We start from the raw sequence: 13,515 nt of genomic DNA, 5'->3' as shown, positions 1-13,515 counted from the left end.
GATGGTAAGCGCCCTAGAATGATGTTAGGTAAGGTCGAAGATATCAGCCTATATGAAGCTAAGTATAAAGCAGAAACTATACTTAGCACGGTCGCACAAGGCTCCGACCCTAAAGCCATTCATAAAAAAGAACAAGTCAATAAGTATGCTCATCTAAAGAACGCCACATTTTCTGAAATCACACAAGCGTGGCGAGATCACAAAACGTCAAGTCGTCACCATAGTAAATCTAGGAAACGCGTGTTTAGTGACTCAACCCTTAAATTTTGGGATTTATGTCTAGGATACATGTGTCGTGAGATTGGCGATTTAAGAGTGAACGGTATCACGAGCGAGATGATATTAAGTGTATGTGAGGCGATTCAAAACAATGAAAATCAAGCAACCTTCGTTGGTGCCAGTACTCGGCTTTATACTGAAAAGGTCTTCTCATTTGCTGTCGCAAGAGGATTATGCGATAGAAATGTAGCTATTGATACACGTGGCGAGCTAGCGCCTGCTAATTCAGGCAACCATTTACCAGCCATTACCAAGCCTGATCAGTTTGCCACCCTCCTGAACGATATGTCTAATTTCAAAGGTGCAAGTAAAATCACATTAGAAGCGATGAATTTACTGCCATATATCTTTGTGCGTAGTATCGATTTGCGGTCTATGCGTTGGCAAGATATAGATTGGGAGAATAAGCTATGGGAGTTTTCCCCAACAAAAGGCGAAGGTCGTGAGGACATGGTATCGCACTTAGTTGTACCACTAGCCACTCAAGTAATTGAGCGCTTAAGAAAAATACAACCAGTCACAGGTCATAAAGAACATGTATTTGCATCGATACGCGCCTCGAGCAATCCTTATATTAGTAAAGCAACGCTAGTGCAAATATTTCATAGGCTTGGATATAAGGATGTTCAATGCGCTCATGGATTTCGAGCATCAGCGAAAACTCTACTAATGGAACAACCTGAGCTGCGTTATTCAGATATCGTGACTGAGCTGCAATTAGGACATCGAATAAAGGATACGCATGGCGGCGCTTATAACCGATTAGATGAAATTGATACTCGAATACTGATGATGCAAGATTGGGCAGACTATATAGATAAGCTCCGGGGTTCAACGTAAGAATTACTTTACGTTGATCATATCACTCAACAATAATATGCCTATTAGCATTCACAATGCACAATAAGCCCTTTGCATAGCATCTCATTCCCAGTCATCACATAACAACCAAAACACCCTAACATTCGATTGTTGGTAGCTTAGATATTGGATATTTCTGCAACCTCGCGCTTGTGATCAACGACCAAGCTGACGGCTTCTAATCTCCGGTATCTTATCTGCATGAGCTCACTTCGTGTACTGACAAACTCTATAGCCTCGGTTTAACTATCCAGTTTTACCAAACAGTCAGAATTAATATCAGCAATCGTTTTGGCACCAGTCAAGGTCATTGCGACGCGTATTTCTTTATCTAGCAGTTCTAACAAATTGCTTACCCCTGCGCCGCCATCCGCTGCTAAAGCATAAATAAAGGCGCGCCCTAGCATGCAAATATCAGCGCCCAAAGCCAACATGCGCACAATATCTAAGCCATTGCGTATACCAGAGTCTGCTAAGATTTTAATCTCTCCTTTCACCGCATCGGCAATAGGAGGCAGAGCACGTGCACTGGATAAAACACCGTCCAGTTGTCGTCCACCATGATTAGATACGACTATGCCGTCGGCCCCAAAACGTACCGCATCTTTGGCATCTTCTGGGTCCAAAACACCTTTGATAACCATAGGCCCATCCCAGTACTCGCGAATCCAATCTAAATCTTTCCAAGAAATAGAGGGGTCAAAGTTATTACCTAGCCAGCCTATATAGTCTTCCAATCCTGTTGGCTTACCTAAATAAGTAGAGATATTGCCCAGATCGTGCGGACGGCCATTTAGCCCTACATCCCATGCCCATTGCGGATGCGTCATAGACTGTAAGTAACGGCGCATAGCAGCATTTTTACCGCTCATACCAGAGTGCATATCTCGGTAGCGTGCCCCTGGTACTGGCATATCTACCGTAAAAACCAAGGTCGAACACCCCGCCGCTTTGGCACGCTCCAAGGCATTTTTCATAAAACCTCGGTCCTTTAATACATAAAGCTGAAACCACATTGGACGGTTAATTCTAGGCACCACTTCTTCAATCGGACAAACCGAAACTGTCGACATGGTAAACGGAATGCCTTTTTGATCGGCTGCCATAGCGGCCTGCACTTCTCCGCGACGTGCATACATACCTGTCAGACCCACGGGTGACAACGCGACAGGCATAGACAGAGTTTCATTAAATAACTGCGTCTCGAGACTAAGCTGTGACATATCATTCAGTACACGTTGTCTAAGGGCAATTTTTGATAAATCTTCAACATTATGTTTTAAGGTATATTCCTCATAAGCACCGCCATCTATATAATGAAATAGAAAGGCTGGCAGTCGGCGCTTGGCAGCAGCCCTGTAGTCGTTTGGAGATGAAATAATCATACGCTTGCCCTTATTCTGTTAGATATCTATGTAATATTTTTGAATCTCTAATTATTTATTGATTAGTGCTAAACGATGGATGCAATTGGCTTATTTTTGAAGCAATAAGCTTAGCCCAAACTGCCTATTACAAACAGCACGAGCAGTTACGTTTGGATTTCGACATTTTACCGATGCCGGGATTAAAGGTATTGGTTGGGTCTAGGCTTTTATAGAAGTTTTGCAAATCAGGCTCTGCTTCGTATAGATGCCCGACATTATGCTCAGCAGGATATTTGGCTCCGCGCGCGCTCAATAGCTCTAACATCATCTTTTTAACAAGCTTGGCATCACTGCCCTTCTTCAATATATAGTCTTGATGAAACACATAACAAAAGAAATGTCCGTAATACAGCTTCTTTTCTAAGTGTTTTTCAATGTCTTCAGGCAAGCTTTCAAGCCACTCTAGCTCATTACGTGGTATGGCAATATCCAGCGCTAATATCTCACCGACTTCTTTTTTATGTATGATTTCATAGCGTAATGCGGCACCGGCTGCGGCAAAACGATTTAAAAGCGCGCTTTCTGATTCTTCCTGACTACATTCAAAATAGTTACCCGTGTCCGACGCATCAAAAAACGTCTTCAAAAAATCTTGAGCCTCTGCTATGCCTTCATCACTCATTTTTATGATGAGGTGATGCTCGTATTGATCGCGATACTCCATCATGCGCTTCGGTAAATGCTTTGGAAATAGATTGGCGATGAACTGCATGGCCTTGTCAGTAAAATGCTTTGGCATCCATGACCATTTATGGAATTTTGCATCCATAGCGCCTTTGATAGAAAACAGTCTAGGTAAAGCATTTGTACCGAGATGCTTGATACTCAAGAACGTGTCTTTACCGTATTTAGCGGAGACATCAAATATATCACGATGCATATACTCGCCCACTTCAGGGATATTGTCGAAGCGGGATAGTATCTGTCTTCTGAGCTGTGCAAGCTCACTCACACTGTTGGAGCCTATGTAGAAAGTTTGCTCTTTTGCCGCTATTGGATAAGTGTCAAGACGTACTGCAAACACAGCAAGCTTGCCAGCACAGCCACTTGCTTCATACAGTCTGCGCTTGTCCGCATTGAAGCGACTGGGCGTGCTTGCATCAACCTCTTTTACTCTGGCGATGTACTCTCTGTCAGATGCGAGCTTACCAGTGTCAGGTAATTCTTTTTTATCAAAATGACCGTTTTGCAAATTCGTTAATATTTCTTCCGGAGTATCACCCAACTCGACGTCTAGATGATTGACTAGCATCAGTTGACCGTGTTCATTTATTTGGGCAAACACAGCAAGCTCGGTATAGGCAGGGCCTCTTTTAACCAGAGCCCCACCAGAGTTATTAGATATACCACCAATAATAGACGCACCTAACGTCGAGGAACCGATGACAGAGTGAGGCGCTCTATTGACAGCATTAAGCTGACTTTGCAACTGATGCAATGTTGCCCCAGGCAAGCTAATCACTTGCTCGTTGTCATTCACCAAATACAACTGGTTTATGGCAAGCGTATTAATCACCACAACGGGTCTATCGTAGTCATTACCGCTCGGTGTTGATCCTTCAGTCAGGCCTGTTTTTGCCGCTTGCATAATGATAATACAGTCGCCTTCAACGCACACTTCTAAGCTACGCCAAATCTCCAGCAGTGTTTGCGGAAACAAAACCGCTAAGGCACTGCCGCCACCAGAGCGCCACCCCATTCTATAGTGCTCATTTTTCTCTGGATCAGCTTGTACATTACTCGCGCCTAGCAAGTTGGTTAGTTTATCTAACACCTGATCAGGACTAAGCATGCCTTGAGAATCGTGATTTGACGAAGATATATGACGCTCCTTATCTTGTAATGGTGTGTCATTCATCATGCCAAGGGACCTTGAAAACCAAAAATGTAAATGGCGGCCATGACGATGATGCCACAGAACAACACATAGTATATGGTGGGTAAAATAGTACGCCTAAGTGTGGCGCCCTCCATACCAAGTAAACCCACCGTTGCTGATGCAGCCACCACGTTATGTATGGCAACCATATTACCGGCTGCGGCACCAACCGCTTGCGCCGCGATGATTAGAGAAGGTGAAATATGTAAGCTCATGGCGGCTTCATATTGGAATTGACTGAACATCATATTAGATACGGTATTAGAGCCGGCGATAAATGCACCTAAAGCACCAATGGTTGCACTAATCAATGGAAAAACATTGCCAAAAGTACCTGAAAACAACTCTGCACTGGCGACTGGCATACTCGCCACATCTGATAAGTTTATGCCTGAATTGATAAAAATTCTAACCATTGGAATCGTAAAAATAAGTACAAAACCTGCCCCTAACACGGTCTTGCCTGATTCTTTAAAGGCACTGTTTAGGGCGCTGACGGGCTTTCTAGTTTGAAAAGCGGCGGCAACCAAAGCACTAATTAGTAACAAGCCGCCTGGTAAGTATAAAGGACTAAAACTGGCACTGATATCTGTCTCACCTAAAATCGAGGTTAGGTCTACTGCCACACTGTCAAGTAAAGACTGAAAGCCTGTAAATACTCTTGAAAACACCAGTAAAAGGGCAACCAGTAAATAAGGGAACCACGCCATAAGGGTGGACATCTTCTTATCACTCAAGGTCAGCGTAGTATCTTCTTTACTGACCACTAACTTACCAAGCCATTCACTCGGCCAGTTTTTTTGCGGTTCAAAATCCCATGTGGTTTTTGGCACCAAAAACCCTCTTTTAGCAGCATTAACAACGACAGTAATACTGACCAAGCCACCGACCAGTGACGGAAACTCTGGCCCTAAAAAAACACCGGTTATCATATAAGGGATTGTAAATGCCAAGCCTGCAAAAATCGCAAACGGCCAAATCGCAAAGCCTTCCCGCCAGCTTTTGTTTTTACCAAAGAAGCGAGTGAGCATCATCACCATAAAAAGTGGCATAAACGTACCAATGACACCGTGAATAATGGCGACTTGACTGGTAATCAGTTGTAAAAATTCGCCCCACTGTACTCCTTCTTGTGCCAGTTGAGCGCTAATGGCAGCTTTATCTAACCCATCATTTACCCCTATCACAATAGGCGTACCGACCGCACCAAATGATACAGGTGTACTTTGTATCATCATTCCCATCAACACCGCACCCAGCGCCGGAAATCCTACTGCCACCAGCAAAGGCGCTGCAATAGCGGCAGCTGTACCAAAACCAGAGGCGCCCTCAAGAAAGCAGCCAAAGCACCATGCAATAATAATGGCTTGCACACGCCTATCTGGCGATACATTAGTAAACCCAGCACGGATAACGGCGATTGCACCAGTATGTTTCAATGTATTCAACAAAAAAATAGCACCAAAGACTATCCACAATACCGAAACCGTAATGACCAAACCCTGAATAATAGATGATGACACTCGGTTAAGCGTCATATCCCATATAAAAATGGCAAGCGCAGCGGTAACCACTAAAATGATAGGCATTGTTTTTTTAGCTGACCATTGCAAACCTATCAGAAAAATACCACAGAGAACGATTGGCAGTAATGCCAAAAGCCCATATATTGTTTGATTCAAAATTACATCCTTTTGATTGTGTGATCTTCCCTGAACCAAGTCATCGAAGCCTTTATTTTGACGAACCCATGATGACTAAGTTGTATTAAATATTCACAAATAGGGACTGCTTATTTACTAAAGCTGTCTTGTAGACAAAGCCGAGCACGACTTGCGACAGTTTATGTCCCAATGTCAAAAACGCCCTGGAATAGTCTACGCCTTGTTAATTCATTGATATATTGCATCAATGGACAATGTTATTTTCCTTTTTTGCTATAATCAGAAACACATTACTGCAATTGGAGAACAAGTGTGACCAAAGCTGACGACATGATTTTATTCGTTCAAGTTGTTGAAGAAGGGTCATTTTCTAGAGTCGCTGAAAAATTATCATTGACGAACTCGGTAGTGAGCAAGCGCATTGCGAGATTAGAAGAAAACTTAAATACACAACTGCTTTATAGAACCACTAGAAAATTGAGCTTAACCGATGCAGGCAGGGCGCTTTATAACAAAGCTAAAATTGCTAAATCCGCCTTTCAAGAAGCTGAAAATGCTGTCACGGGTTACGGCGAAGATATGAAAGGCCATATACGTATAACCATGCCTGTGGTCTCTGCGAATTTCATATTTAGCGAATCTATTGCCGAATTTTGTAAACAACACCCTGAAGTATCAGTAGAGTTACAAATTACCAATCGATTGGTTGACTTGATAGAGGAAGGATTTGATTTGGCACTAAGGACCGCTGTGCTTGAGGATTCTTCACTCATTGCAAGGCGCCTTATAGATAGCCAGTGGATTATATGCGCGACTCCAGCCTATTTAAAGCAATATGGTACGCCTCAAACTCCTGAACAGTTACAGAATCATGAGTGCTTGGTTTATAAGTTTGATAATACGGCTAACAGTACATGGCCGCTATATATAGACGGCAAAGAGCAATTAATATCTGTCCATTGTCGGTTTCATAGCAATCATCTGAGTGCAATTAAACAAGCCGCGCTTAGCGATTTAGGTATCGCTTTTTTACCACAAGTGTTGATCTATGAGGAGATACAGAAAAATACACTCACGCAGATTTTACGATGTTTTACCAGCAAGAAGCTTGGCCTATATGCGGTTTATCCTAAGGCCAGACAACCGGATCAAAAGTTAAAACTGCTCGTTGCACATTTACGAGACTCATTACATCAAAAACAGGCTTACTACTACTAAGTAATAAGCCTGTTTTTGATGTATATAAAAAAACTAATAAAGCGGTCTTAAAATTAAAAAGATGGTGATTAGTTTTTTATGAGCAGTAAAAATGATTCATGAGCCAAATATAATTATCATATTAGCTACATTGGCAAGTTAGGCAATCAAGTCATAACACATTGCTGTTCTGAATATTAACTTGCTTGCGTATCTATTGTCGTATTATCTTCTTCATTTGCTAGCTCAGACTCAGTGTCAAACTTACGCTGAATCTCCTGATAAAAAGAATGGCCTGCGTTGGTTAATATATAAGCTTTTTTGCTAGGTACTTCAATCATAATATCTCGATGAACCAATAGCTTCATAACCACGTCTTGTAACGTCCGCTCACCTTTTGTGATGAGTTTGGACTTCTCCAATATCTCTTTAACATGAGGCATGTCTGCCATTTTCAAAAAATCATCTTCAGTCAAGCCACCACTTTTTGCATTGGTTAATTTACTGAGTTTAAATTTATGGTGATTAATATATTGACCAATAACAAGCAACATAGTCATCGCTTTCATTGCTAGTTCAGTTTTTGTGCCATCTAGCGTGCCTGTAGCAACGATGCAAATATACTCAGGATCATTTATTGGTGCAATAACCAGATGATAACCGCTCATTTTATACTGTTTAACGTATTCATCTTTATTGTCTATTATCTCAATAAATAATGGATTAACGGTGTCATCACCTGCATTATCAAGGAGATGTTTATTGAGCATCTTTCCATTCATTAAATGGCTATATATTTCTTTGCTTAAGGTGTAATTTGCCATAATAGCGTGCTACCTGTCTATTTGAAGTAACGTTAGGATGTTTAAAGTGAGGCTTCTGCATAATCCCAAATGATATAATCAAGATAATAAACACCATCATCAATCCTATCACGATCGTTGCGGCGCTGAGACACACATGCGTCATCCAGTGCACTTAAAAAGTATTCGAGCGCATACAAAAAATCTATTATGCCCGCATTAGGCAATAACTCCTGTAGCTTCTGCCACACATAGCGTTGTACATTCTCAATCATATTATCCACTGCTATCTCATATAACGTTATACTCAATATTTGTTCGCAGCGTTCCTCTTCAATGTCAATCTCTGATGGTAACGCACGTAAGGGATTATCCAGCTTTTGCTTTAACGGACGTCTGAGCATCATCTCATAATAATTATTAAAATGATCCAGTCCCCTACTTGGTGAATAGTTAAAGCGTTTCTCGTACTTTTTTTTATGATCTTCTAAACCATCAAAGGTTGTGGCAAGCTTGAATACCTCGCTGTCCGCATTTAAGTATTTATTCTGATGGCGTCCATGCCTTAAAGGCACTAGCGATTCAACCAACACCCCAAAAGCTCGCTCCATACTCAAAAAGAACTCTCTTTCTTGTGCTAAATTCACCAAATAAGCGTTTAAACGACTGGCAATGGCTCTGATATCTTTGTAATAACAGAAGATAGCGCCAACGCGAAACTGTAGTGTTCTCGCCTTGTCTACTTCCCCTATTTCTTCAAAATAATGCTCGAGATCTTTTAGGGTTTCTGATAGATTTTTAGTCCCTTTTAATTCAAGGCTTGGGTTAATAAACTCAAGGCAAGGCGTGATATTACGATGATATACATGCTGCGCTCTATGAAATAACTCATCTAAACCCGTCTCTAATGAGCCCATTTCACGGCTTTTATACATATCTGCAATTTCATCGACACGGTAATCTAAGACTCGCATATTTTCAGAGATATCTACTTGAATGTCGCTAAGTTTTTCATAGAAAAAAGCATAAGTCTCTTTAAAGTTAATACCCTCAATGGGCAAAGTCGTCAACTCATTTGCCAGTCGAACAACGTCTTGTCGATGCGATTCAAAAGGTTGAGAATCTAATTGTTTTTTGCGAGAAATATCCAGCCATACTAAGATGTTATAAATGTCTTTTGATAGCGTTACCATATTGGTTAAACCATCAATATTAACGAATACATTCGCCTGCAATAATGCCTCGACACTTAAGATATCTTTTAAGGCATAGTCATCATCTTGATAAATAACTTGTTCGTAAAATTTCAGATACGCTGTCATAGGAAACTGTAACGCTGTCTCGTTGGCATTAATCACATCAACGAATCTAAAAAAATGAGATTTATGCTTTAATATACCTGCTAATATCGCTTCTCGATTAATGACCATGCACAACCCTCCCCTGACGGTTGATTTGGCTTGGCATAATATGGAAGATACAATCACGAGATTTGGGCTTGCCATTGAGCAAGCTTTTATCAACGCGAATGTAATTAGGGATATAGCGTAGGGTGTCTGCATGCAAGCCCGGATTGGCGCATATAATAGTAAATCCAGCATTGCTTACCTGTTCAACAATGGTCTTGATATTATCTTTATCAATCGTGCCCACTTCATCCACAATAATAGGCATACGTAAGCTACTGCCTTTTTGAAAAGCTTCACTAAACAGCAATGTGGCAATTAAGGCGGTAATGGTACTGGTCGTACCGCCTGATTGTGACTTTTGTTCGATTTCACCCGTCGCCTGCGTATACTCGTAGTCAATACTATCAATCAGATTACGCATTTTTAAACGTTGACTGTTTGAATGGCTAGTCTTTTCAACATAGTTAATAAGTGATTCATAAAAGCGCTCATCTAAAAGACTAGTTTGATTGGCATTGTGCTTAGCATAGGTACGTTCCAAATTCGCAAAATCAGGTGCTAAGTTAAGCTTAAGAGAGACTTGATGTAAGTTAGATATCTTATGCTCATTCAATTTTTTATTGAGAGAGCTAATCGTTGTACGTAGTAATCCAGCCGAATCTGTAATTTCTTTTAATAAGTTATCAATCACACTATTATGGGTTTTTATTTTGTCATGATAATTGCTTTTCTGAAATTCAAGCGTATCAAAGGAGTTTTTGTATTGCTGAATCACCTCTCCCAGACTATTGATACCTTCAATACGCTGGTGCGGATTAATACCCTCTACCAAAACCACTTCTGTAAAATCTGACACTTTGCTGACAAGCCTGTTAATACGCTCACTTAGCCCGCCTATGCGATTGGCGATTGTAGATGCCGCATGTAAACTAATCTCAATGTCATTATTTTCTAAATATGATGTTATCTCAGGGTCGTCTTCCGCTAGATAAGGCAATCCCTGCGATTTTACACCTGCCAGCAGACTTGTAATGCTTTCAGCCTCTTTACCAAAGCTAATAATGTCATCGAACTGCTCTACGATTTGATTGTACTTACTGTCTGTTGATGCTTTAGATTGATCTTTAATGGCTCGCAGGTCTTGAGCCTCTGCCAGCGCCTTTTCTTTTTGGCTTATTTGCTGTGTTTTATCCTCTATCTGACTTTTGATCAAAGATAACCCTTCAAGTAGCGTAATCTTGGCATCAAGCTCTACTATCTGCTCCTTAAGGGCTTGTTTTTTCCCCTCAGCAATCTTTTTACCTATGTCTGTATCAAACTGAGACAGTGCGCTGTTTAACTCTCCAATCTCTTGGCTCAATGTAGACGCTTCTTTCTTATCTTGTGTAATAGTTTTTTCAAACTGGGAGCGCTGTTTATCAGCATCATAAGGGTGATAAAATGTATTAGGTAAAGTGAACGATAAAAAGGACAAATGATTAGCATCATTAACCGTAAACAGCGCCGTAAAATCACTAATTTGACGTAGAGCTTCCTTCGTCAATGGACTATTAGCGGTAATATTTAAAAAATTCTCATTAATACTGCCTAATATATGCGCGCTATGGGAGGGTAACTGATTGGCAAGTAACAAGTCATGATTATCAAGTCCGTTTTGAGCGGCTTTTATTTTTGCCTCTAAGTCCTGTTTCTGCTTATTCTTTTGTTGAATTAACATAACCGTATTTTCTTTAGCTTGCATGGCTTTAAAAGTTTCGTCATACCTATGACGTTGGATAATCATTTCAGCAATAATATCTTGTGGGCTTTTGTGAGCAAATTGACCTAATATTTTCTCAGCTTTGATTTTCTGTTGCTGCAGCTGTGCTACTTCCTCTTTTAATGCTTTGTGCAGCGTGCCCAATCTAGTAATCTCATTTGCAACTTGCTTTACTTCTTCTATGGCATGATTGCGTTCTCTCTCAATGTCTTCTTTTCTAGCACCAATAGCGATTTTATCTTTAGCATACTGCTGTTGCTTTAATTTAAATTCTCGTAAAAATGCCGTGTACTCTAAGACCGCATGTTTTGCATCCAGATGTAGAGCATCAAACTGCTTTTGAATAAACTCATAGTCGTCTTTATTCTCCGTTAAGCTTTTAATCTTTAAACTTTCTTCAAATAGCTGCGCGCGCTCTATCTTAAGGTCATGTACATTTTCGTTCAGCTTCTCTTTGTCTCGTCCCCGCTGCATCTCGATAATAGTCGCAATAGCATTGGGCAGTTTCTTTTTCTCATCCTTGCCCGCATCAAACGCTAATTCATAAATTTTGACAAAAGAGCGAATAGACGCCTCTTTTTGGTCTTTAATCGGCACCACACAAAAATGGCTGGTTTTAGACCCTCTATTACCGTACATCACATTTTGTAATTCTTGTTTGGTGGTGAGGTGTAATCCACCCAGTTTTTTCTGTACCTCTATCAGGCTTTTAATACCTAACTCATCAGCAAAGTAATTGGTCTGCTCATTCCATATGAACGGCTTTATCTCTTCATAAGGCACAGGGAAGAACAAACGATGGTATTTATAATCTCCAACACGGTATAGCAGCATCGTAAATAAACCAGCGTGGTTCTTTACTTCTACGGCGATAAAAGATTCACTGATTGGAAAATAATGTTTGTAAGACTCTTCCTTGCTGTAGGGATCATTTGCTTTGTTCGTAAAGTTGAATTTGCTTTCACAATTATTAAAATTAACTTCAGGATATAAAATAAGCTTAGTCGCGGCAAGACTAGAGGTTTTGCCGCGGTTATTTTTACCAAGCAGTACTAAAGGCTCATCGATGGGTATCTCTGAGTAAGCATGACTCGCAGAGTTAACCAAAACAATCTTGTTAAGAGAGTAGTTGAGTCTAAAGTCATCATTCAAATAGTCATCAACACCCCTTTCTAAGTCATTTAAGTCATTGTCGATCAATGGACTATCTAACGATTTGTTATCGTTATGATCCATAGTAGGGGCATTTATATTGTGAGCCGTAAGCTCATTAACAGACAGGTGATGAGTATTAAAATCAGTAGCCATACAAATATGCCTCTTGTTCTAAGATAGTATTGTGTTTTTTGATAATGCGTATGCAGGGGAGCAGTGCTTGAGGCATATTCTCATCAAGGTTGTATACCTTTTGCATATATTCGGGCGAACATTTATCAATAACTTGCTTAAGGCGAGACTCGACATCATTTGGAATGACAAAGTGAATCTCCATGCTTGATGGCAAGTTATTAATCAATGAGGTTGCCGTTTTAATGCCGCCCAAGTCAAGATCTAGACATAAATACAAGGTGTTATAAAGACTTAAAAATGGAAGGTGTAAGCCATTAGTAATCTCTGTCCCTGCACCAAAGATGACGTCAATGTCTTTACGCATATCTTCAGTAATTTGGCAGTGCTCGCTCAAAAACTTAAATGTTTTATCGCTATGAATAAACAGCTCTCTGTTTTCTAATATTAACGCAGACTTATTGGTTTGATATTTAGGAATCCTACCGTCGTCTTTGAATATCAGAACGTCAGGATGGTTTTGGTATTTTTGGATAAGGAGTAGTGAGCCATTTACTTTAAATGCATGGCTATTATTTTGCATTGCTCCTGAGACTCTATCTTCGCCTTGACTCTCAGCATAATGGTGTAAAAAAGCCAACTTTTCAGGGTTGATATAACTTAGGATGTAAGTATGTGCACCCTTTTTAACCGCTTGTAAGTCAGACTCGGCAAATCCATCAAAGGATGAAATAGAAGCTATTAATTTCTGAAAAGCTCTAAGATTAATAGCTTCACCAGCGTCTATTTTTTCCAAATAGTTTTTTAAGGTTTTCGCAGCCATATATCAAATCTTTTTTCATAGTCATATTAAAAACAGGCAACCGCAGATCACGCAAGTAGTACAATGAAGGGAGCATCATACCTAACAGTTTAGTGGTCCGCTGACTATATCATATCAGCACAGTTTC

9 protein-coding genes are annotated in these 13,515 nt (G+C 40.5%); 2 read left to right on the top strand and 7 right to left on the bottom strand.

Going from position 1 to position 13,515, the window contains the following annotated elements; genetic code table 11:
- Positions 1-18 precede the first annotated feature (18 nt).
- A complete protein-coding gene (locus ACT3S4_RS10800) occupies positions 19-1,119 on the top strand; it encodes a tyrosine-type recombinase/integrase (protein WP_444761040.1) in 1,101 nt (366 codons plus the stop codon).
- 263 nt (positions 1,120-1,382) lie between these two features.
- Here ACT3S4_RS10800 and lldD read toward each other — a convergent pair whose 3' ends face one another.
- From lldD to ACT3S4_RS10785, 3 genes are all read right to left on the bottom strand, one after another.
- Complete coding sequence (lldD, locus tag ACT3S4_RS10795) at positions 1,383-2,525, bottom strand: FMN-dependent L-lactate dehydrogenase LldD (protein ID WP_444761039.1); 1,143 nt, start codon at positions 2,523-2,525, stop codon at positions 1,383-1,385.
- Between the two features lie 127 nt (positions 2,526-2,652).
- A complete protein-coding gene (gene dld / locus ACT3S4_RS10790; RefSeq protein ID WP_444761055.1) occupies positions 2,653-4,359 on the bottom strand; it encodes a D-lactate dehydrogenase in 1,707 nt (568 codons plus the stop codon).
- 65 nt (positions 4,360-4,424) lie between these two features.
- A complete protein-coding gene (locus tag ACT3S4_RS10785) occupies positions 4,425-6,128 on the bottom strand; it encodes an L-lactate permease (protein WP_444761038.1) in 1,704 nt (567 codons plus the stop codon).
- A gap of 294 nt (positions 6,129-6,422) precedes the next feature.
- Between ACT3S4_RS10785 and ACT3S4_RS10780 the strand changes: the two genes are divergently transcribed.
- Positions 6,423-7,328: a LysR family transcriptional regulator gene (locus tag ACT3S4_RS10780; RefSeq protein ID WP_444761037.1), complete on the top strand. Its 906-nt coding sequence runs from the start codon at positions 6,423-6,425 to the stop codon at positions 7,326-7,328.
- 176 nt (positions 7,329-7,504) lie between these two features.
- On the opposite strand, the gene ACT3S4_RS10775 is transcribed toward ACT3S4_RS10780, so the two are convergent.
- Genes ACT3S4_RS10775 through ACT3S4_RS10760 form a run of 4 tightly spaced genes read right to left on the bottom strand, consistent with a single transcriptional unit; the run spans position 7,505 to position 13,388 of the window.
- Positions 7,505-8,131, bottom strand: coding sequence for a condensin complex protein MksE (locus ACT3S4_RS10775; protein ID WP_201553847.1), 627 nt, complete (start codon positions 8,129-8,131; stop codon positions 7,505-7,507).
- A 41-nt stretch (positions 8,132-8,172) separates the two neighbouring features.
- Positions 8,173-9,540 (bottom strand): hypothetical protein, encoded by a 1,368-nt coding sequence (locus tag ACT3S4_RS10770; RefSeq protein WP_443564036.1) that lies wholly within the window; start codon positions 9,538-9,540, stop codon positions 8,173-8,175.
- On the bottom strand, positions 9,530-12,586 hold the full coding sequence (locus tag ACT3S4_RS10765) for a hypothetical protein (RefSeq protein WP_444761036.1): 3,057 nt from the start codon (positions 12,584-12,586) through the stop codon (positions 9,530-9,532). The genes ACT3S4_RS10770 and ACT3S4_RS10765 overlap by 11 nt, the downstream gene beginning before the upstream one ends.
- On the bottom strand, positions 12,576-13,388 hold the full coding sequence (locus ACT3S4_RS10760) for a hypothetical protein (RefSeq protein WP_444761035.1): 813 nt from the start codon (positions 13,386-13,388) through the stop codon (positions 12,576-12,578). Before ACT3S4_RS10760 ends, ACT3S4_RS10765 begins: the two co-directional genes overlap by 11 nt.
- Positions 13,389-13,515 lie beyond the last annotated feature (127 nt).

It is taken from the genome of Psychrobacter sp. AOP30-A2-5 (assembly GCF_052378115.1).
Lineage (GTDB): Bacteria > Pseudomonadota > Gammaproteobacteria > Pseudomonadales > Moraxellaceae > Psychrobacter.
This window is presented reverse-complemented; position numbering and strand designations above follow the sequence as displayed.